The sequence below is a fragment of the Gehongia tenuis genome (assembly GCF_014384795.1).
GTDB lineage: Bacteria > Bacillota > Clostridia > Christensenellales > NSJ-53 > Gehongia > Gehongia tenuis.
On record NZ_JACRSR010000001.1, the window covers coordinates 163,154 to 182,641 of the forward strand.

Sequence of the window (19,488 nt, forward strand, 5' to 3'; positions counted from 1 at the left end):
CTTTTAAGCCTCCTTTGACCTTTTGCCCTTGGGCTTGGGCGCCCCAGTCTTGGCCCCGGCCGTTCCGGGCTTTTGGGGTTTGTATTCATAATAGACGGCGGACAGCGGCGGAACGGTGAGGGTGAGGGAGTGATCAAAGCCGTTCCAGGGCACCTCCTCCGTTTTCATCTGACCGAGGTTGTGGTGGATGTCGGTGCCGCCGTAGAAGCCGCCGTCGCTGGTGAACACCTGGGTGAGGGTGCCGGGCTCCGGCAGGCCGATCCGGTAGTTCTCCCACACCATGGGCGTAAAGTTGACGACCACGGCGATGGCCGTCTCCCCCGGCGCCATCCGAAGGAAGGCTATGGTGGAGCGGTTTCGGTCGTCGGCGCTCAGCCATTTGAAGCCGTCCCAGCCCCGTTCCAGCTTCCACAGGGCGGGATGGGCGGTGTAGAAATGGTTTAGCTCCTTAATGTAGTGCTGCATATGGCGGTGCATGTCGTACTGCAGGAGGTGCCATTCCAGCTGCTCGTAGAAGCGCCACTCCATGAAGGGCGCAAGCTCGGTGCCCATGAACAGCAGCTTCTTGCCGGGATGGGCGTATTGATAGCCGATGAGAGCGCGCATGGAGGCGAATTTCTCGAAGTAGTTGCCCGGCATCTTGTCAAGAAGGGTGTGCTTGCCGTGCACCACCTCGTCGTGGGAGAAGGGGAGAATAAAATTTTCCGAAAAGGCGTACATGAGGGAGAAGGTCACCTTGTCGTGGTGGTACTTGCGGTGGACCGGATCCAGCTTCATGTAGGCCAGCATATCGTTCATCCAGCCCATGTTCCATTTGAAGGAGAAGCCGAGACCGCCGTTTTTGGCGGATTCAGTGATGCCGGGATAGGCGGAGGCCTCCTCGGCGCATAGGATGGTGCCGGGCGCGGTCTCCTCAACGGCGATGGAGAGATCCTTCAGGAACCGGACGGCCTCGAGGTTCTCCGCGCCGCCGAACTCGTTGGCCACCCATTCGCCGTCCTCCTTGCCGTAGTTGAGATAGAGCATGGATGAGACGGCGTCCACCCGGAGACCGTCGATATGATACTCCTTCAGCCAATAGACGGCGTTGGAGATGAGGAAGCTCCGCACCTCGTTGCGCCCGTAGTTGAAGATGCAGGTGCCCCACTGGGGGTTCTCGCCCTGGCGGGGATCGGCGTGCTCATAGACGGCCAGGCCGTCGAAGCGGCGAAGGCCCTGGGCGTCCTTGCAGAAGTGAGCGGGCACCCAGTCCAGGATGACGCCGATGCCGGCGCCGTGCAGCTGATCCACCAGGTACATGAAGTCCTGGGGGGTGCCGAAACGGCTGGTGGGTGCATAAAATCCGGTGATCTGATATCCCCAGGAAGCGTCCAGGGGATGCTCGGCGATGGGCATGAACTCCACGTGGGTGAAGCCCATCTCCTTCACATAGGGCACCAGCTCCGCCGCCAGCTCCCGGTAGGTCAGTTCGTCGCCGTTCTCCCGGCGCTTGAAGGAACCGGCATGGACCTCATAGACGGCCATGGGCCGGCAGTAGGGGACCCCTTCCCCGGCCTTCGCTTTTTGCCAGGCCCCGTCCGTCCAGTCGTAGCCCTCGATGCTCCAAAGTCTGGAGGCGGTGCCCGGCCGGACCTCGGAGGTCACGCCGTAGGGATCGGCCTTGTAGAGGATGCGCCCTTCGGGGCTGGTGATGGCGTACTTGTAGAGCTGGCCGGCCCTCATATCCTCGATCCGGCCGGCCCAAAGGCCGCCCTCCACCGCATCCAGCGGGTGGCTGAGCGGGTCCCAGTTGTTGAATTCGCCCACCACCGACACGCCAAGGGCGTTGGGGGCCCATACGGCAAAGCGCCAGCTCCCATCCTTTTCGGGATGGGCGCCCAGCATGCGGTAGGCTTCCCGGGATATGCCCTGTCCAAACAGATACCGGTCGAACTCGGGCAGCAAGGCGTTATTCATGACGGGCTCCTTTTGGGATGCTTATCAGCGTATGTCCATCCCCTTTTCATTATGACGGGTATCCCCCGTCCCTTTGTTTATACTACGGCTTGGCCGCATTTCCCTGCCATATTTTTGGAAATTAACAAAAGCTTAAATTAATCGACAATTCCAATTTTTTGTGGTATTCTATAAAATTTACACCATCGCTGTCGATTGCTGTCCCGCGGCACGGCACAGCGCCATGAAGGCCCGGGCCGAGGGGGTGAGATATTTGTTCTTGTGATGGATCAGGCTGTAGCGGCGCTTGAAGTCCGCGCCTTCCACCGCCACGCGGACCAGCCGCTCCGCCCCAAGCTCCTGCTCCACAAGGGGCAGAGGCAGAATGGACAGGCCAAGGCCCGCCTTCACGGCGTTGAGAAGGGACTGGGTGCTGGTGGATTCCCAAAGGGGGGTCAGGCTGACCTCATGGGTGAGAAAGGTACTGTCCACCAGTTCCCGGGTGCCGCTGCCCTTCTCCCGAAGGAGCAGGGGCTCCCCCTCGAGGGCGGAGAGGGGGACCGGCCCCGCCTGGGCCAGGGGATGGCCCGGCGCCGCCACCAACACCAGCTCACCGCCAAGATAGCTCTCCGAGATCAGGTCCGCCTCGTGGGCGGTTCCCTCGATGAGGGCGAGGTCGAGGTCGTTTGAAAGGACCATGCCCTCGATCACCTCCGAATTGTCCACCGTCACCTTGACGGTGATCTCCGGGTAGGACCGGGCGAAGCCGGACACATAGCCGGGCAGCAGATAGGTGCCGATGGTTACGCTGGCGCCCACCCGGAGGCTGCCCGAGGATTCCCAGCTCCGCACGCCCTGCTCCAGCTCATCAAACAGAGAGGTGATGTGTCGGGCATAGCTTAAAAACCGGGTGCCCGCCTCGGTGATGTAGAGTTTTTTGGCGATACGGTCAAAGAGCCGTACCCCATAATAATCCTCCAGCTCCCGCACCGCCAGGCTCACCGCCGGCTGAGCCAGATACAGCTTCTTCGCCGCGCCGGTGATGCTGCCCGCCTCGCACACCGCCACAAAGATCTTCATGTGCCGCAACGTCATGGTTCATCCATCCTTATATTAAAATCCTTATGGTTCATATAATAATATATTATTTTACTTATGAAAAGACCCGGGGTATAAAGAAGAGAGTTTGATCGGGAGGTGCAAGATGAAAAAGGACGCAAAGTTCTACTTCAAGCTGTTCATGTCCACGTTCACCCTGAGCGCGTTCACCTTTGGCGGGGGCTACGTGATCGTGCCGCTGATGCGCAAAAAGTTCGTGGAAAACTACCACTGGATCGAGGAGGAGGAGATGATGGACTTTATCGCCATGGCCCAGTCGGCGCCGGGTCCCATGGCGGTCAACACCTCCATCCTGGTGGGCTACCATATGGCGGGCATCCCCGGCGCCTGCCTCACCATTTTGGGAACGGTACTGCCGCCCCTCATTATCCTGTCGGTGGTGTCCCTCTTTTACACTGCCTTTCGGGACAGCGCCGCCGTGGCCGCGGTGCTGAAAGGCATGCAGGCCGGCGTTGCGGCGGTGATCATCGACGTGGTGATTTCCATGGGCCAGAAGGTTTTGAAGGGCAAGAGCGTGAAGAAGGGGCTTCTCACCCTGGCCCTCATGATTGCGGCCTTCGTGGCCACCTTCTTCCTCGATGTGAACGCCGCCCTCATCATTCTGGCCTTCATCCTGGGCAGCGCCATCGCTACCTATATCGGTATGCGCAAAGCGAAGGAGGCGGAGAAATGATTTTGCTGCAACTTTTCTGGAGCTTCTTCCAGATCGGCATCCTGAGCTTTGGCGGGGGCTATGCGGCTCTGCCCCTCATCCAGACCCAGGTGGTGAACATCCACGGCTGGATGACCATGAAGGAATTTGTGGACATCATCACCATCTCTCAGATGACCCCCGGCCCCATCGCCCTCAATTCTGCGACCTTTGTGGGCATCCGCATCGCGGACATTCCCGGCGCACTCATTGCTACCCTGGGCTGCATCGTGCCCTCCTGCATCATCGTGCTGCTGCTGGCCTACTTCTACAAGAAGTACCGGGAGCTCAATCTGGTCAAGGGGGTGCTGGCAGGCCTGAGGCCGGCGGTGGTGGCACTCATCGCCTCGGCGGGCATGTCCATCGTGCTGCTCACCTTCTGGGGCAACAACCCCGTATCCTTCGATCCCAGCACCATTGACTGGATATCCGCAGCGCTGTTCGCAGTCTGCCTGTTCGTGCTTCGAAAGTTCAAGCCCAACCCCATTTTGGTGATGCTGGGCGCCGGCGTGGTGGGATTCTTCCTGTTCTTCCTCATTTGACGGCAACAAAAAAGACTTGCAAGCGCAAGTCTTTTTTTGTTTTCCTTTAGTCCGCCTTTGGCGGGTCCAGCAGAATTTTGACCACCCGGCCCAGGATGGATACCGTATCCGAAGCATAAACCGAATGGGCGTCGCCCCAGGGGACGAAGGTCAGGCTGCCGCCCTCCTGGCGGAGCATCTGCCCAAAGACCGCGGGACTGTCCGACGGCCGGGCCAGGACAAGATCCAGCGGCCGGGCGGCCTGTTGAACGCGGATGAGAGCGATGGCGCCGGAGATCATGGAGGTCTTGAGAAATTCCATGGGGACGGGCAGGAAGAAGAACTCCCCCTCCTGCACCTGGTCCAGCGGAACAAAGAGATGGGTCTCCGCCGTGCTCAACATCATCGACAGGGGTGCGCGGGGATCCAGCTCCTGGAGCACCGGCACCGGAATGCAGCGGGGACTCCTCGCGGTCAGCCGCGCCCGCACGGGGCTCACGCCGATCAGCCAGTCCAGGGACACGTTGAAGATCCGGCTGATCTCCACCTTCCAAGCGTCCGGCGGGGTGCGCTTGCCGTTCTCGTACTGGGACAGGGTGGCGGCACTGATGTGAGTGATGTGCGCCAGCTCCTTCTGGGGCATATTCCGCTCCTGACGCAATAGCTTGATTCTCTCTCCCAAGGGCAATGATTCCATGGCTGCCCCTCCTTCAGGTAATGCCAACCATTATAGGACCAAACCTCCGGAATGTCAATTTTTTATCAAAGTTTTTTCCGCCAGTCAGCGGTCTCCACTGAATCCCGGACCCGGCGAAAAAGGATGGGCTGGATGGCGGGATAGGTGAGAAAGGCGGGCAACTCCCGGGTGCGGATCACTTCCCGGATCTCCAGACCGGGCAGCTCTTCCATGGTTTTCACCTCGGCGAAAAAGAGCAGGCCGGCAGAGGTTCTGTCCCCGGCGGTCACCCGGTAGGGACAGATGGGCTGAAGCTCGAAATCCGTGGCGCCGGTCTCCTCCCAAAGTTCCCGCCGTGCGGCGTCCTCCGGGATTTCTCCGGGCTCGATATGGCCGCCGGGGAGCTCGTAGGTATCCCGGCTTTCGTGGCGTACGAACAGCCATTCCCGGCCCGATCTTGCAGCCACCACCACGTAGCGGGGCTCGCCGCCCCCGCCGAAATCCACCTGCACGCCTTCCGGGCTCATGCTGCCAAGGGGCACCGCCATGCGCATGATGTAGTCGTCCATCACATAGCCGGCGCCGATATCCGAGACCACCGCCTGCTCGGTGGCGAAGCCCAGCCGCCTGTAGACGGCGATGGAGTCCTCATTGTGTTTGTTGACCGTCAGATAGATGCTGGGCAGCCGCTGGCTTTGAGCAAAGCCCACGGCGATCTTGAGAAAACGCCGGGACAGCCCCTGGCCCCGATGGTCCTTTTTGACGTAAAGCTTGCTGAAATAGAGTTCCCCGTCCTGGGGCTGAATCCCAAGGTAGCCCACCGGGATCTCCCCGTCCCAGGCGATGTAGTAATGGTAATGGTTTTGGGTCATATCTTCATAGATTTTGTCCCGGCTCTGGAAGTTTTGCAGCATGTAGGCCACCTGAGCGGCGCCGATGATGGGAGTGTAATGCTCCTCCCAGATCTCCTGGGCCAAAATGCTCAGCGTCTCCGCGTCCCGGATGCTGTCCGCTTTAAGAATATGCAAAGGAATCGCCCCCTTATATTTTTATTTTAAAACGGGTGTTCGGGTTTGTAAAGACTGGAAGCCGTTGACCAAAAAAAGAAATCCCCTTATAATGGGGTTGGATAAAAGCGATGAACGGGAAGTATCCTTAAAGGGAAGGCCCAAGAGAGGCGGCGTCACGGGCTGAAAGCGCCGCTGGCCGGACAAAGGATGTGCGCCCGGGAGCTGCCGAAAGGCCGCCTGCCCCCGTTAAGGGTCAGAGTGGGCAGTTTTGCCAACTAGAGTGGAACCGCGGACATCCTTCGCCTCTAAAACGAAGGATGTCCTTTTTGTATAGGGGAGGGGGAAACACCATGTTCGATCGGATGAGGCGGGATATTGCGGCGGTGAAGGACCGGGATCCGGCGGCCAGAAGCACTGCTGAGGTGCTGCTGTGTTACCCGGGCTACCATGCCGTCCGGAGCCACCGCAGGGCCCACTTCTTCTACCGACATAACCTGAAGCTCGTGGCGAGGATGATCTCGAACTGGAGCCGTTTTTGGACGGGGATTGAAATTCACCCCGGCGCCAGGCTGGGCGAAGGGGTGTTCATCGACCACGGTATGGGCGTGGTCATCGGTGAGACCGCCGAGGTGGGGGACAACGTGACCATCTATCAGGGCGCAACCCTTGGAGGAACGGGCAAGGAGACGGGCAAGCGTCACCCCACCATCGAGGACAACGTGGTCATCTCCGCCGGGGCCAAGGTCCTCGGGCCCTTCACCGTGGGCTACGGCTCCAAGATCGGCGCCGGGGCCGTGGTCTTGAAGGAGGTGCCCCCGCTCAGCACGGTGGTGGGCGTACCCGGCAAGGTGGTCAAGACCGCCGGCCAGAAGGTGGCCGACCTCGATCAGGTCCGCCTGCCCGATCCGGTGGAGGAGGAGATCGAAGCCCTGAGGAGCCGCGTGGTCGCTCTCACGGAGGAGCTGATCCGGTGCGAGGGCCGGAACTGTGGATACCGCAACCAATCAAAGGAGGAAAATTGATGGTTATTTATAATACGGCGACCAAACAGAAGGAGGAATTCAGACCCCTTCACGGGAACAAGGTGGGCATCTACTGCTGCGGGCCCACGGTGTACAATTATTTTCACATTGGCAACGCCCGGCCCTTCGTGGTTTTTGATGTGCTGCGCCGTTACCTCAAGTACAGGGGTTACGACGTGACCTACGTGCAGAACTTCACCGACATCGACGACAAGATGATCCGCCGGGCCCGGGAAGAGAACACCACCGTGGCCGAGCTGGCGGAGCGCTACATCGCCGAATACTACAAGGACGCCGATGGCCTTGGCATTCTCCGGGCGGACGTGAATCCCCGGGCCACCCAGCACATGGGGGAGATCATCGGACTGATTGAAAAGCTCATCGAGAAGGGCCATGCCTATGAGGTGAACGGCGACGTGTACTTCAGTGTGCCCAGCTATGCGCCGTACGGCAGGGTTTCCGGCCAGCCGCTGGAGGACCTGGAGGCGGGCGCCCGGATCGAGGTGGGCGAGGTGAAGCGCCATCCCCTGGATTTTGCGCTGTGGAAGGCCCAGAAGGAGGGCGAGCCCGCCTGGGAGTCACCTTGGGGCATGGGCCGGCCCGGCTGGCATATCGAGTGCTCCGCCATGTCCATGAAATACCTGGGAGAGACGCTGGACATCCACTGCGGCGGCCAGGATCTCGCCTTCCCCCATCATGAGAACGAGGTGGCTCAGTCCGAGGCGGCCACCGGTAAACCCTTCGTGCGCTACTTCATGCACAACGGTTACATCAACGTGGACAACCGCAAGATGTCCAAATCGGTGGGCAATTTCTTCACCGTGCGGGATGTGGCGGAAAAGTTTGACCTTGAAGTGGTGCGGCTGTTCCTCCTTGGGGCGCACTACCGAAGCCCTATCAACTTTTCCGAGGAACTGCTGGAACAGGCGAAAAGCGGGCTGGCCCGGCTGTACAACGCCAAGACGGACGGCGAATTCTACCTTGAAAACGCCGGGGACGATGCTTCCGCGCCGGACGCCGAAGCCCATTTCACCGACCGGGCGGAGGCGCTCAAGGGCGAATTTGAGCGGGCCATGGACGATGATCTCAACACGGCGGACGCCCTGGGAAGCCTGTATGAATACGTGCGGGAGCTGAACATCCTGGTGGCCGCCGGCGCCTCGAAGGCGGCGGTGGAGGCGGGGCTCGCCGGGCTCATGGAGCTCGCTTCCGTGATGGGCCTTCTGCAAAGGAAGGCCGAAGGGGTTGACGATTCGGTGATGAAGCTGGTGGAGGAGCGCCAGGCCGCAAGAAAGGCCAGGGATTTCGCCCGGGCCGACGCGATCCGGGATGAGCTTGCCGCCCTGGGCTATGCCGTGGAGGACACCCCCGAGGGCCCCAAAGTGAAACCCATTTAATTTACGGGGCCGAAGAAGGAAAGGGAACATTTTCCTCGAATACCCTATCACCGGTTGAGACGGAGAGGGGAGGGGAACGATGGAGCTTGTGAAGCCGGACGCCGCATACCGGGACAGCTTCCTGGAAGGCCTTTTGGAATTCCAGGCCGACGGCATGGACGACTATCTCTCCTATGAACGGGTGAAGCAGGATTTTCCCGGCTACGTGAAGCGGCTGATCAAAAGCGGCAAGCCCTTCTTTCTGCCGCCGGGCCAGTCGCCCTACCATCTGTACTGGCTGGTGGACGGGGACGAATATGTGGGCAGGCTGTCCCTTCGCACCAAGAACACCCGGGACGTGATGAGCTATCTTGGGCACATCGGCTACGCCATCCGGCCGGGCCGGAGGGGCAGGGGCTGCGGCACCGAGATTCTGCGGCTTGGCCTCATCAACGCCAGGAAGATGGGATTTGAGCGGGTGCTGCTCACCTGCGCCGACTTCAACGAGGCCTCCCGCCGGGTGATCGTCAAAAATGGCGGCGTCTATGAGAACAGCGTGCCCGATCCCCAGGGGATCGTGCGGGAACGATACTGGATCGAGCTTTAAGGAACCCGGAAGGGTTCCTTTTTCCATTTATTGAAGGGAAAGACGGATCATAAAACGTCCCAGCTTGGAGGGCGGGACAAAATTAGATTTGAAAGCCGGTCCAGCCTGCGGTATAATGGAGCGTGGAAAGGAGGTGAGAAAAAATGGACATCTTTGAAAAATGTGCGGGATTCACCGCGGCGGAGGAAGCGCGTCAGGCTGGACTTTATCCATACTTTCATCAAATTGCTACCAAGCAGCATTCGGAAGTCATCATGGATGGGCATCGCACCATCATGCTGGGTTCCAACAACTATCTGGGCCTTACCTCCGACGAGCGGGTGATCGAAGCCGCCCGGGAAGGTCTGAGAAAGTTCGGCGCGGGCTGCTCCGGATCCCGGTTCCTGAACGGTACGCTGACCCTGCATGTGCAGCTGGAGGAGGAACTGGCCGATTTCTTCGGCAAGGAGGACGTGGTCACCTTTTCCACCGGATTCCAGGCCAACCTTGGCATCATCAGCGCCCTTTGCGGCATGCACGATCTCATCTTTATGGACCGCCGGGACCACGCCAGCATTTTCGATGCGGCGCGGCTGTCCTTCGCACGGCAGGTAAAGTACGACCACAACGATATGGACGATCTCAAGAGCAAACTGGCCGCGGCGGACCCCAGGAAGGGCAAGCTCATCGTGGTGGACGGCGTGTTCTCCATGGAGGGGGACTTGGCCGATTTGCCCGCCATTGTGAAGCTGGCAAAGCAGTACGGCGCCCGGGTGATGGTGGACGATTCCCACGGCGTGGGCACCATGGGCGAGCACGGACGGGGCGTGGCCGAATATTTCGGTCTGGAAAAGGAAGTGGATGTGCTTATGGGCACCTTCAGCAAATCCTTCGCCAGCCTGGGCGGATTCATGGCCACCACCCATCAGGTGGCGGAGTACGTCCGGCACGTGTCCCGGCCCTTTATCTTCAGCGCGTCCATGCCGCCGGGCAACGTGGCGGCCGCCCTGGAAGCGCTGCACATTCTCAAGGCCGAGCCGGAACGGGTGAAGCGGGTGAACGACAACGCCGCCTATATGCGCAGGGGCTTTGAGAGCCTCGGCATCCGGGCGGGGGAATCCATGGCCCCCATCATCCCCATCGTCATCGGCACCAACGAGGCGACCTTCAAGGTCACCCGGGATCTTTTGGAGGCCGGCGTGTACGTCAATCCGGTGGTCTCACCGGCGGTGGAGGAGGGCGGCAGCCTTCTTCGCACCAGTTACATGGCGACCCATACCCGGGACCAGCTGGACTTCGCTCTTGAAGCCTTCGGCAGGGTTCTTGGCTGATGCGGGTAAAAAGCGTGGGAGTCATCCCACGCTTTTGTTGTATAATGAAAGAAAAGGAGGGACGAGCCATGGTCGATGAAAAGATCGTTGAAAGCTTCCACCGGATGTGGGACACTTTTCCTGAGCGGGCGCGGCTGATCCACAGGGACAGAACCGTCCTGGCCGTCAACCGGAAGGCCGCCGAAATGGGCATGAAGGTGGGTGCGCGGTGCATCGACGATCCGCCCCCGGAGGCGCACCGGGGGTGTAAGGCGGCCGATGCCCTGAAGGCGGGCGAGGGCAGGTACGGCCTGAACCCCGCGGGCACGCGCATCCGCTTTTGGATCCCCGTGGATGGCTGTAAGGACGTGTATGTGCACTTCTCCATACCCACGGATCATCTTTGATCTTGCAAAACGCACGAATTTTCGATATATTTGAAGAGAAAAAATCTGTGAGAAGTGATGGTTATGAATAAAAAAGGGTTCACCCTGGTTGAAGTTATTGTAGTCCTGGTCATCCTGGCCATTCTGGCGGCGATTCTGGTCCCCTCCATGGTGGGCTGGATCGACAAGGCCAATCAAAAGAAGCATATCGCCGAATGCCGGGTGTGCGTGGTTGCGGCCCAGACTTTGGCCAGCGAGGGATATGGGGCTGCCGGCGCCGCGGGTGCGGTGGACCCGGCGGAGGTGCTGGCTCTTGCCCAGGTGGAAGGCGCTGTGGACAGCGTGGAGATCGCCGCGGATGTGACGGTGCGCCATCTCGTCTATACGGCGCAGGACGGCGTCAAGGTGGTCTACTGCGGCCTTGGCGGATGCGCCGAGTGCGGCAACAGCGATGCGTACACCGTGGACGGTTCCGTGCCCGGGGGCGGCGGACACACGCCCCAGCAGACGGCCGGCCGGACCTTCAGCGATCTGACCGCCAAGTTCAAGCAGCTGCAGATGGACAACAAACTGAACAACAGCGACTCCTTTGACGGCGTGAACGCAAAAACGGAGGGCATGTCCGCCAAGGTCATGTACGATTCCCTTTCCGCCGAGCAGCAGGCCTATCTTGACGGCATATCCTGGTCCATCGTGAAAAGCGGCGCCGGCTGGCGGCTGTATTTCACGGAAACGAACTATGGCTCGGGGAACGCCAGCGACATCAAGGTCTATAAATATGATCCCGACAGCGGGAAGTACCAATATGCCACAAAGGGAACCGAGATCGTCGCGGGCAAGGTGAAGGCGAGCGGCACCAGCTGGAGCGAATGGTCGGACACCATGGACTGAATCGATCTTCAAGGCCGGGCACTGCCCGGCTTTTTTCATCCAAGGGCCAAAGCCTGAGGGCGGCGCATCCTGGCCGCGGCGCCGGCAGGGGATAAAACAAAAGCGCTCCCACAACGTGGGAGCGCCGGCGCGTGCAGGCCCGGCCTGCTGGCGCACCTAACAGGATTCGAACCTGTGGCCTACCGCTTAGGAGGCGGTCGCTCTATCCTGCTGAGCTATAGGTGCCCGCTGAACGTTTTTTATTATCCCATAGCCCGTTTGGGATGTCAAGAACCGCTTAGTTTTCTTGACAGAATATTTCGGATATCGTAATATTAGACCCATAATCAGAGAGATAGAAAATGGACGGTGGAGCGGTTGAAGAAAAAAGAGTGCCAGCTCAACGAGCTTTTGGTGGAGACCTTCAGCGTGATTTTGCAGCTGGAGGAAAAAACCATCCAGCAGAAGGATTTTAAAGATCTGTCCATCCGGGAAATCCACGCCCTTTCGGCTATCGCCGAGGGAAACGGCAGGTCCATGTCCCGCATGGCGGCCTCCCTCGGGGTGGCCATGTCCACGGTGACCGCCACGGTGGACCGGATCTGCCGCAAGGGCTATGCAAGGCGCATCCAGCAGGAACCGGACCGGCGGAAGGTACAGCTGGTTCTGACGAACCGGGGGGACCGGGTGGTGCGGCTGCACCGCCTCTTTCACCGGCAGATGGTGCGGGCCGCCATAAAGGACCTCGATCCTTTCGAGCAGGGGGTTTTGATCGGCTCCATGGGCAGGCTCAATCATTTCTTTAAGGATGAATGCAGGAATCTTGGCATTCAACTTTCAACGGAGGCGAAGTTATGAAACTTAAAATCGTGGGTACGGGAAGCTACCTTCCTGACGAACTTCTGACCAATGAGGACCTGGAGGGCATGGTGGAGACCTCCGACGAGTGGATCACCACCCGGACCGGCATCAAGGAGCGGCATATCGCCCATGAGGAGCGCACCTCCCACATGGCCATCGAGGCCGCCAGACGCGCTCTTGCCGACGCGAAGCTGGATCCAAAGGAGCTGGGCGCGGTGTTTTGCACCACGGTGACTCCCGACGAGATCTGCCCCTTCTTGGCCGCCTATGTGGCCGGCGCCATCGGGGCGGAGTGCATGGCCATGGATATCAACGCCGCCTGTTCAGGGTTCGTCTACGGGCTGTGGACGGCGGCAGCCCATATGAGCCTTTGCCCGAAGCCGGTCCTGGTGATCGGCGCGGAGCATCTGACCCGGCTGGTGGATTTCACCGACCGCTCCACCTGCGTGCTCTTCGGCGACGGCGCCGGCGCGGTGGTGGCGGTGCCCGAGGAGGGCATGCTGGGCTGCAAGCTGATCTGTGAGGAGGATAAGGACGGCTCTCTGGTGATCCCCGGCGTGAATCACCAGATGGACGGCCAGCTGCTCTCCTCCTATCTTCAGATGAACGGTCAGGCGGTGTACCGCTTCGCCACTACGGTCATGCCGAAAATGGTTCAGGCTGTGGCAAAGGAGGGCGGCGTGGATCTTGACGACGTGCGCTGGATCGTGCCCCACCAGGCCAACATCCGGATTATTGAGACCTCGGCCCGGCGGCTGAAGCTGCCCATGGACCGGTTCTTTGTGAATATCCAGCATGTGGGCAACACTTCGAGCGCCAGCGTGCCCATCGCCCTCGATGCCCTCAATAAAAAGGGCCTCATCGAGTCCGGGGACCTCGTCATCCTCGCGGCCTTCGGCGGCGGGTTCACGGCGGCCTCCGCGCTGCTGCGCTGGTAAATCTGCGGTTTTATATTTTATCATATTTCTATTATTCTTTTGAAATGAGGTGGAACAATGAACACCCGAGTGACGGAACTGTTGGGCATTGAGGTGCCCATTTTCCAGGGGGGCATGGCCTGGGTCGCCGACGGCGATCTGGCCAGCGCCGTATCGGCGGCGGGCGGCCTTGGCATCATTGCCGCGGCCAATGCGCCGGTGGAATGGGTGCGGGGCGAGATTGCCAAGGTGAGAAGCCGGACCGCGAACCCCTTCGCGGTGAACATCATGCTGATGAGCCCGAACGCCGAGGAAGTGGCAAAGCTGGTCATCGAGGAGAAGGTGCCGGTGGTGACCACCGGCGCGGGCAGCCCGGCAAAGTACATGGAGGACTGGAAGAGAGCGGGCATCAAGGTGATTCCGGTGATCCCGGCGGTGGCCCTGGCCCGGCGCATGGAGCGCTGCGGCGCCGACGCCGTGGTGGCGGAGGGCTGTGAATCCGGCGGCCATGTGGGGGAGATGACCACCATGGCGCTGATGCCCCAGGTGGTGGACGCCGTGAAGATTCCCGTGATTGCGGCGGGCGGCATCGGCGACGGCCGGGGCATGGCCGCGGCCTTCATGCTGGGCGCCGGCGGCGTGCAGGTGGGCACCCGGTTTGTGGTGGCCAAGGAATCGAACGTGCATCCCGCCTACAAGGAGCGCATCCTCAAAGCCAGGGATACCGATACGATCGTGACGGGCAGGCCCAACGGCGCGCCGGTCAGGACGCTCAAGAACAAGTTGGCCCGGGAGCTCAAGGAGCTGGAGGACGCCAGAGTGCCCTTTGAGGAATTTGAGAACAAGGCCGCCGGCGGACTGCGGCGTGCGGTGGTGGAGGGCGACGTGGACGAAGGTTCCCTCATGGCGGGGCAGATCGCGGGCCTGGTGAGCCGGGAGGAGACCTGCCGGGAGATCATCGAAAGCATGGTCCGGGAGGCGGAAGCCCTTCTGGGAGGTGGCGGCCGTGGGTAAGCTGGCCTTTATCTTTGCCGGACAGGGCGCGCAGAAGCCGGGCATGGGGCACAGCCTGTATGAAGGCAGCGCCGCGGCTCGGGAGATCTTTGAACGGGCGGAGAACATCCGGCCCGGCATGAAAAAGCTTTGTTTTGAGGGCCCTGCAGAGGAACTGAACGAGACGGTGAACACCCAGCCCGCCCTGTTTACGGCGGAAGCCGCGGCCTTCGCGGCGCTGGCGGAAGCGGGTGTAAGGCCGGAACTCACCGCCGGGTTCTCCGCCGGAGAGTACGGCGCGCTCCATGCCGCCGGAGCCCTTGATTTTGAGCCGTGCCTTAGGCTCATCATGGCCCGGGCCGAACACATGCAGCGGGCGGCTTCGGTCCATCCCGGCAGCATGCTGGCGCTCATCGGCGGCACGGCGGAAGACGCGCTGGAACTGTGCCGGGATGCGGAGGAAGCGGGCGTGATCCTGCCGGTGAACTACAACTGCCCGGGGCAGACGGTGGTGGCGGGGGAGAATCCCGCCATCGAGCGGGCGGAGGACCTGGCGAAGGAGAGGCGGCTTCGGGCCGTGCGCCTGGCGGTTTCGGGTGCCTTCCATTCCCCCCTCATGGTGGAGGCCGCGAAAGCCTTTAAGGCGGATCTCGCGGCGGCGGCCTTTGAGGCGCCGAAGATTCCCATCGTATCCAATGTGACGGCCCAGCCCATGGGCCGGGCGGACTTCGCCGCCCTCGAGGCAGCCCAGGTGAAGAGTCCCGTGCGCTGGGAGGAAAGCGTTCGAACGCTGATGGAGCTGGGCGCGGATGCCTTCGTGGAGGTGGGCCCGGGCAAAACCCTGGCCGGCTTCCTGAAGCGGATCGACCGGCATCTTCCCGTTTGGGGCACGGAGGACATGGGGGGCGTTGCCGCGGCGGCGGCAGCCCTGAAAGGAGGCGCGTGATGGAAATTAAATGCGCGGTGGTCACCGGCGCTTCCCGGGGCATCGGCCGGGGCATTGCTCTTGAGCTGGCCCGGCGGGGCATGAATGTGGTCATCAATTATAACAGCAGTGCCGAGGCGGCGGACGCCTTGATTCGGGAGATCGAGGAAATGGGCGTGAGGGCCCTGGCGGTGCAGGCGGACGTGAGCGATTTTGAGGCCGCCGGCCGGCTCATCCAAAAGGCGGAGGAGACCTTCGGGCGGGTGGACGTACTCGTCAACAACGCGGGCATCACCCGGGACGGCCTTCTCATGCGCATGAAGGAGGAGGATTTTGACCGGGTGATCGAGGTCAACCTCAAAAGCGCCTTCAACTGTATGCGCCATGCGGTCCGGGGCATGGGCCAAAGGCGGTACGGACGGATCGTCAGCCTGTCCTCGGTGGCGGGCGTCGTGGGCAATGCCGGACAGGCCAACTATTCCGCCTCCAAGGCGGGCGTCATCGGCCTCACCAAGGCCGCGGCCCGGGAGCTCGCCCGCCGGGGCATCACCGTCAATGCGGTGGCCCCCGGCTTCATCGATACCGACATGACAGCGGCCATGCCGGAAGCGGCCAGGACAGCGGTGCTCGCCACCGTCCCCATGCAGCGGGGCGGACGGGTGGAGGACGTGGCGAAAGCCGTGGCCTTTCTTGTGAGCGATGACGCCGCCTACATCACAGGCCAGGTGCTGTCCGTGGACGGCGGGCTGGCCATGTAAGGAGGATAACTATGAAAAGACGGGTAGTTGTAACGGGACTGGGCGCCATCACCCCGGTGGGCAACGGCGTCATCCCTTCCTGGGAGGCCCTCAAGGCCGGGAAAGCCGGCATTGGGACCATCTCCCATTTCGATCCCGCCGAATACACGGTGAAGCTGGCGGCGGAGGTCAAGGATTTTAAGCCCGAGGACTATATGGATAAGCGGGAAGCCCGCAGGATGGATCTTTTCTGTCAGTATGCCATGGCGGCGGGAAGCGAGGCCATGGACGATGCGGGGATCGATCTTGAGAAGGTGGACCGGAACCGCTTCGGCGTTCTGGTGGGTTCGGGCATCGGCGGCATTTCCACCATCGAGCAGGAACAGCAGAAATTTCTGGAGCGGGGCAACCGCCGCGTCTCCCCCCTCATGATTCCCATGGCCATCGCCAACATGGGCGCGGGCCAGCTGGCCATCCGCTACGGCCTTCGGGGCCGGTGCGCCAGCACGGTGACCGCCTGCTCCTCCGGCAACGACGCCATCGGCGAAGCCTTCCGGATGATCCGCCACGGCTATGCCGATTACATGCTGTGCGGCGGCGCCGAGGCGCCCATCACGCCTCTGGCGGTGGCGGCCTTCAACAACATGCAGGCCCTGACCCGGGCGGAGGACCCCCTCCGGGCGTCCATTCCCTTTGATAAGGAACGCTCCGGCTTCGTCATCGGCGAGGGCGCGTCCCTCATGGTGCTGGAGACCTACGAATCGGCGGCGGCCCGGGGCGCCAAAATCTATGGGGAGCTGCTGGGCTATGGGTCCACCTGCGACGCCTTCCACATCACCGCCCCCGAACCGGAGGGCAGCGGCGGCGCCCGGGCCATGAGCGAGGCCATGGCGGACGGCGGCGTATCCCCGGAGGAAATCGACTATATCAACGCCCATGGCACCAGCACGCCCCTCAACGACCGCATCGAGACGGCCGCCATCAAGAAGGCCCTGGGGGAGCATGCCGCGAAGGCGGCCATCAGCTCCACCAAGTCCATGACCGGACACATGCTGGGCGCGGCGGGCGCATTTGAAGCCATGGTGTGCATTCTCGCCATGGCGGAGGGCTTCATTCCGCCCACGGCAAACTACCAGGTGCCCGATCCCGAGTGCGATCTCGACTATGTGCCGGTGGAAGGGCGCAGGCAGGAAGTGAACTATGCTCTGTCGAACTCCTTAGGGTTCGGAGGACACAACGCGACCTTGCTTTTTGGTAAGGTGAAGGATTGAAGGAAGGTGAAGCGCGGATGAATATGGATGAAATCACCCGCCTGATCGGCGCCCTCGACAAGTCGTCGGTATCGGTGCTGGAACTGAAGGACGGGGAATTCTCCCTGAAGCTTGAAAAGGCGGCGCAGCAGATCGTGACCACTCCCACGGTGATGCCGGTGGCGGTCACCGCCGATCCGGAAAGCGCCGGCGAGGAGCTGGGCCCGGACGTGAAGGAAGTGCTCTCCCCCATGGTGGGCACGTTCCATACGCTGAAGGACGAAGTGAAGGTGGGCGACCGCTTGAAGAAGGGCGACGCCCTTTGCTCCATCGAGGCGATGAAGCTCATGAATGAGATCGTCATGGAGGAGGACGGGGAGATCGTGTGGGTCTCCGCGGGAGAGGGCGATCTGGTGGAATTCGGCCAGCAGCTCTTCCAATACCGTCCCTAAGGAGGCAGGAATATGACGCAAGAGGAAATCAAGGCAATCATTCCCCATCGGGATCCCTTCCTGTTTTTGTCGGAAGTGGAGGCGTGCGTGTCCGGCGAGAGCTGCACGGGGGTTTGGAAGCTCACCGGTGAGGAATATTTCTTCAAGGGGCATTTCCCCGATTATCCCGTGGTGCCCGGCGTGCTGCTGCTGGAGGCGGTATGCCAGACCGGCGCGGTGGCCATCCTGTGCAAGGATGAATACAGGGGCCGCATCGCGGTGCTGGCGGGCGTGGAGAAAGCCCGCTTCAGAAAGCAGGTCCGCCCCGGAGACACGATCCGCATGACCGCCCGGGTGATCCGCCAGAAGGGCATCATCGGCGTGGCCGAGGGGGAAGGCTATGTGGACGGGGAACTGGCGGTAAGCGCCAGGGTCATGTTCGGCCTGCCGGAACCGGAGGCCCAAAATGTTTAACAAGGTTCTCGTCGCCAACCGGGGGGAGATCGCGGTTAGGATTATCCGCGCCTGCCGGGCCATGGGCATCGCCACGGTGGCCATCCATTCCACCGCCGACGCCTCCGCCCTGCATGCCCAGCTGGCCGATGAGGCCCTGTGCGTGGGCCCCGCTTCCCCGCTGGACAGCTATCTCAACCAGTATGCGGTGCTTTCCGCCGCGGTGCTCACCGGCGCCGAGGCCATTCACCCCGGTTACGGGTTTCTGGCGGAAAACGCCAAATTTGCCCGAATGTGCGAAAAGTCGGACATCGCCTTTATCGGCCCGCCCCCGGACCCCATGGAGCGGATGGGCGATAAGCTCTACGCCCGGCGCACCATGCGGGAGGCCGGCGTGCCCATCACGCCCGGCTCCCTTGAAGCGTTAACCAGCGTGGATGAGGCGCTGGCTTTGGCAAACGAGGTGGGTTATCCCGTGATGGTGAAGGCGGCTGCCGGCGGCGGCGGCCGGGGCATCCGCAAGGTGGACGGACCGGAGCAGATGGAAAGCGCCTTTTCCCAGGCCACGGCGGAGGCCCAGATGGCTTTCGGCGACGGACGGCTGTTTTTGGAGAAGTGCGTGCTGGACGCCCGGCATATCGAGTTTCAGATCATCGCCGACGCCCACGGCAACGTGGTGCATCTGGGCGAGCGGGACTGCTCCATGCAGCGCAGAAATCAAAAGCTGCTGGAGGAAGCGCCCTCGAGCGCGCTGGACGGCGAGCTTCGGGAGCGCATGGGCAGGGCGGCGGTGGCCGCAGCCAGGGCTGTGGGCTATCAGAATGCGGGTACGGTGGAATTTTTAGTGAATCGCAATCATGAGTTTTATTTTATGGAAATGAACACCCGCATTCAGGTCGAGCACCCCGTCACCGAGATGGTCACCGGCGTGGATCTGGTCCAGGAACAGCTTCGCGTGGCGGCGGGGGAACCCCTCTCCTTCACGCAGAAGGATATCGTTCTTCGGGGACACGCCATCGAGTGCCGCATCAACGCGGAGGACCCGGTACACGACTTCCGGCCGGCCTGCGGCACCGTGGAGATGCTGCATATTCCCCAGGGCCCGGGCGTACGATTTGACAGCGGTCTTTACGTGGGCTGGCAGGTGCCGCCCCATTACGATTCCATGCTGGGCAAGCTCATCGTCCACGGCAGGGACCGGGAGGATGCCATCGCCCGCATGAAGGCCGCACTGATGGAAATTGTGGTGTCGGGGTTCCCCACCAATATTGACTTTGAACTCGATCTTGTCAGTCATCCGGGCTTTGAAGCGGGCAGCTACGACACATCGTTTATCGCCAGGGAGATGAAGTAATTGTTTGATTTGTTTAAAAAAAAGCAGGTGGTGGTCCGAAACATCGGCGGACCGAAGCCTGCGGG

Annotated in this window: 21 protein-coding genes and 1 tRNA gene; 17 read left to right on the forward strand and 5 right to left on the reverse strand. The window is 61.4% G+C overall.

The genetic code is table 11. From position 1 onward, the window contains the following. Positions 1-3 precede the first annotated feature (3 nt). Positions 4-1,956, reverse strand: coding sequence for a 1,4-alpha-glucan branching protein GlgB (glgB, locus tag H8696_RS00715; protein ID WP_249314263.1), 1,953 nt, complete (start codon positions 1,954-1,956; stop codon positions 4-6). 177 nt (positions 1,957-2,133) lie between these two features. Then, positions 2,134-3,030, reverse strand: coding sequence for a LysR family transcriptional regulator (locus tag H8696_RS00720; RefSeq protein WP_249314264.1), 897 nt, complete (start codon positions 3,028-3,030; stop codon positions 2,134-2,136). A gap of 109 nt (positions 3,031-3,139) precedes the next feature. On the opposite strand from H8696_RS00720, the gene H8696_RS00725 reads away from it, so the two are divergent. Together H8696_RS00725 and H8696_RS00730 are read left to right on the forward strand one after the other, a co-directional pair. Beyond that, a complete protein-coding gene (locus tag H8696_RS00725) occupies positions 3,140-3,727 on the forward strand; it encodes a chromate transporter (RefSeq protein ID WP_249314265.1) in 588 nt (195 codons plus the stop codon). Further along, a complete protein-coding gene (locus tag H8696_RS00730; protein ID WP_249314266.1) occupies positions 3,724-4,287 on the forward strand; it encodes a chromate transporter in 564 nt (187 codons plus the stop codon). The genes H8696_RS00725 and H8696_RS00730 overlap by 4 nt, the downstream gene beginning before the upstream one ends. Positions 4,288-4,333: 46 nt before the next feature. Here the strand turns inward: H8696_RS00730 and H8696_RS00735 are convergent, their stop codons facing one another. After that, on the reverse strand, positions 4,334-4,963 hold the full coding sequence (locus H8696_RS00735; RefSeq protein ID WP_249314267.1) for a helix-turn-helix domain-containing protein: 630 nt from the start codon (positions 4,961-4,963) through the stop codon (positions 4,334-4,336). Between the two features lie 65 nt (positions 4,964-5,028). Then, positions 5,029-5,970: a GNAT family N-acetyltransferase gene (locus H8696_RS00740; protein WP_249314268.1), complete on the reverse strand. Its 942-nt coding sequence runs from the start codon at positions 5,968-5,970 to the stop codon at positions 5,029-5,031. 332 nt (positions 5,971-6,302) lie between these two features. On the opposite strand from H8696_RS00740, the gene epsC reads away from it, so the two are divergent. From epsC to H8696_RS00770, 6 genes are all read left to right on the forward strand, one after another. Next, the gene (epsC, locus tag H8696_RS00745) at positions 6,303-6,974 is read left to right on the forward strand and encodes a serine O-acetyltransferase EpsC (RefSeq protein ID WP_249314269.1); all 672 of its coding nucleotides are present in this window, start codon (positions 6,303-6,305) and stop codon (positions 6,972-6,974) included. After that, positions 6,974-8,371, forward strand: a complete 1,398-nt coding sequence (gene cysS, locus H8696_RS00750; protein ID WP_249314270.1) for a cysteine--tRNA ligase — start codon at positions 6,974-6,976, stop codon at positions 8,369-8,371. The genes epsC and cysS overlap by 1 nt, the downstream gene beginning before the upstream one ends. A gap of 79 nt (positions 8,372-8,450) precedes the next feature. Then, a complete protein-coding gene (locus H8696_RS00755; RefSeq protein ID WP_249314271.1) occupies positions 8,451-8,957 on the forward strand; it encodes a GNAT family N-acetyltransferase in 507 nt (168 codons plus the stop codon). A gap of 143 nt (positions 8,958-9,100) precedes the next feature. Further along, positions 9,101-10,267 (forward strand): aminotransferase class I/II-fold pyridoxal phosphate-dependent enzyme, encoded by a 1,167-nt coding sequence (locus H8696_RS00760; protein WP_249314272.1) that lies wholly within the window; start codon positions 9,101-9,103, stop codon positions 10,265-10,267. Positions 10,268-10,335: 68 nt separating this feature from the next. Beyond that, positions 10,336-10,653, forward strand: a complete 318-nt coding sequence (locus H8696_RS00765) for a hypothetical protein (protein WP_249314273.1) — start codon at positions 10,336-10,338, stop codon at positions 10,651-10,653. A gap of 63 nt (positions 10,654-10,716) precedes the next feature. Continuing rightward, positions 10,717-11,523 carry a prepilin-type N-terminal cleavage/methylation domain-containing protein gene (locus H8696_RS00770; RefSeq protein ID WP_249314274.1) on the forward strand — a complete coding sequence of 269 codons (807 nt, stop codon included), beginning with the start codon at positions 10,717-10,719 and terminating at the stop codon, positions 11,521-11,523. A gap of 148 nt (positions 11,524-11,671) precedes the next feature. Here the strand turns inward: H8696_RS00770 and H8696_RS00775 are convergent. Further along, positions 11,672-11,748 (reverse strand) — tRNA-Arg (locus H8696_RS00775). 132 nt (positions 11,749-11,880) lie between these two features. Between H8696_RS00775 and H8696_RS00780 the strand changes: the two genes are divergently transcribed. Genes H8696_RS00780 through accC form a run of 9 tightly spaced genes read left to right on the forward strand, consistent with a single transcriptional unit; the run spans position 11,881 to position 19,423 of the window. Further along, positions 11,881-12,360: a MarR family winged helix-turn-helix transcriptional regulator gene (locus H8696_RS00780; protein WP_249314275.1), complete on the forward strand. Its 480-nt coding sequence runs from the start codon at positions 11,881-11,883 to the stop codon at positions 12,358-12,360. Then, a complete protein-coding gene (locus H8696_RS00785; protein ID WP_249314276.1) occupies positions 12,357-13,301 on the forward strand; it encodes a beta-ketoacyl-ACP synthase III in 945 nt (314 codons plus the stop codon). Before H8696_RS00780 ends, H8696_RS00785 begins: the two co-directional genes overlap by 4 nt. Before the next feature lie 57 nt (positions 13,302-13,358). Further along, on the forward strand, positions 13,359-14,294 hold the full coding sequence (gene fabK / locus H8696_RS00790) for an enoyl-[acyl-carrier-protein] reductase FabK (RefSeq protein WP_249314277.1): 936 nt from the start codon (positions 13,359-13,361) through the stop codon (positions 14,292-14,294). Then, a complete protein-coding gene (gene fabD, locus H8696_RS00795; RefSeq protein WP_249314278.1) occupies positions 14,287-15,219 on the forward strand; it encodes an ACP S-malonyltransferase in 933 nt (310 codons plus the stop codon). Before fabK ends, fabD begins: the two co-directional genes overlap by 8 nt. After that, positions 15,216-15,956 carry a 3-oxoacyl-[acyl-carrier-protein] reductase gene (gene fabG, locus H8696_RS00800; RefSeq protein ID WP_249314279.1) on the forward strand — a complete coding sequence of 247 codons (741 nt, stop codon included), beginning with the start codon at positions 15,216-15,218 and terminating at the stop codon, positions 15,954-15,956. Before fabD ends, fabG begins: the two co-directional genes overlap by 4 nt. Before the next feature lie 11 nt (positions 15,957-15,967). Further along, positions 15,968-17,206 (forward strand): beta-ketoacyl-ACP synthase II, encoded by a 1,239-nt coding sequence (fabF, locus tag H8696_RS00805; RefSeq protein ID WP_249314280.1) that lies wholly within the window; start codon positions 15,968-15,970, stop codon positions 17,204-17,206. Positions 17,207-17,223: 17 nt separating this feature from the next. Beyond that, positions 17,224-17,637, forward strand: a complete 414-nt coding sequence (locus H8696_RS00810; RefSeq protein WP_249314281.1) for an acetyl-CoA carboxylase biotin carboxyl carrier protein — start codon at positions 17,224-17,226, stop codon at positions 17,635-17,637. Between the two features lie 12 nt (positions 17,638-17,649). Then, a complete protein-coding gene (gene fabZ, locus H8696_RS00815) occupies positions 17,650-18,090 on the forward strand; it encodes a 3-hydroxyacyl-ACP dehydratase FabZ (protein WP_249314282.1) in 441 nt (146 codons plus the stop codon). Further along, on the forward strand, positions 18,083-19,423 hold the full coding sequence (gene accC, locus H8696_RS00820) for an acetyl-CoA carboxylase biotin carboxylase subunit (RefSeq protein ID WP_249314284.1): 1,341 nt from the start codon (positions 18,083-18,085) through the stop codon (positions 19,421-19,423). Before fabZ ends, accC begins: the two co-directional genes overlap by 8 nt. Positions 19,424-19,488 lie beyond the last annotated feature (65 nt).

What these genes read in the sequence shown, in the direction of transcription:
- glgB (WP_249314263.1), bottom strand. Translation starts at nt 1,956, where the DNA reads ATGAATAACGCCTTGCTGCCCGAGTTCGACCGGTATCTGTTTGGACAG.
- H8696_RS00720 (WP_249314264.1), bottom strand. Translation starts at nt 3,030, where the DNA reads ATGACGTTGCGGCACATGAAGATCTTTGTGGCGGTGTGCGAGGCGGGC.
- H8696_RS00725 (WP_249314265.1), top strand. Translation starts at nt 3,140, where the DNA reads ATGAAAAAGGACGCAAAGTTCTACTTCAAGCTGTTCATGTCCACGTTC.
- H8696_RS00730 (WP_249314266.1), top strand. Translation starts at nt 3,724, where the DNA reads ATGATTTTGCTGCAACTTTTCTGGAGCTTCTTCCAGATCGGCATCCTG.
- H8696_RS00735 (WP_249314267.1), bottom strand. Translation starts at nt 4,963, where the DNA reads ATGGAATCATTGCCCTTGGGAGAGAGAATCAAGCTATTGCGTCAGGAG.
- epsC (WP_249314269.1), top strand. Translation starts at nt 6,303, where the DNA reads ATGTTCGATCGGATGAGGCGGGATATTGCGGCGGTGAAGGACCGGGAT.
- cysS (WP_249314270.1), top strand. Translation starts at nt 6,974, where the DNA reads ATGGTTATTTATAATACGGCGACCAAACAGAAGGAGGAATTCAGACCC.
- H8696_RS00755 (WP_249314271.1), top strand. Translation starts at nt 8,451, where the DNA reads ATGGAGCTTGTGAAGCCGGACGCCGCATACCGGGACAGCTTCCTGGAA.
- H8696_RS00760 (WP_249314272.1), top strand. Translation starts at nt 9,101, where the DNA reads ATGGACATCTTTGAAAAATGTGCGGGATTCACCGCGGCGGAGGAAGCG.
- H8696_RS00765 (WP_249314273.1), top strand. Translation starts at nt 10,336, where the DNA reads ATGGTCGATGAAAAGATCGTTGAAAGCTTCCACCGGATGTGGGACACT.
- H8696_RS00770 (WP_249314274.1), top strand. Translation starts at nt 10,717, where the DNA reads ATGAATAAAAAAGGGTTCACCCTGGTTGAAGTTATTGTAGTCCTGGTC.
- H8696_RS00785 (WP_249314276.1), top strand. Translation starts at nt 12,357, where the DNA reads ATGAAACTTAAAATCGTGGGTACGGGAAGCTACCTTCCTGACGAACTT.
- fabK (WP_249314277.1), top strand. Translation starts at nt 13,359, where the DNA reads ATGAACACCCGAGTGACGGAACTGTTGGGCATTGAGGTGCCCATTTTC.
- fabF (WP_249314280.1), top strand. Translation starts at nt 15,968, where the DNA reads ATGAAAAGACGGGTAGTTGTAACGGGACTGGGCGCCATCACCCCGGTG.
- H8696_RS00810 (WP_249314281.1), top strand. Translation starts at nt 17,224, where the DNA reads ATGAATATGGATGAAATCACCCGCCTGATCGGCGCCCTCGACAAGTCG.
- fabZ (WP_249314282.1), top strand. Translation starts at nt 17,650, where the DNA reads ATGACGCAAGAGGAAATCAAGGCAATCATTCCCCATCGGGATCCCTTC.
- accC (WP_249314284.1), top strand. Translation starts at nt 18,083, where the DNA reads ATGTTTAACAAGGTTCTCGTCGCCAACCGGGGGGAGATCGCGGTTAGG.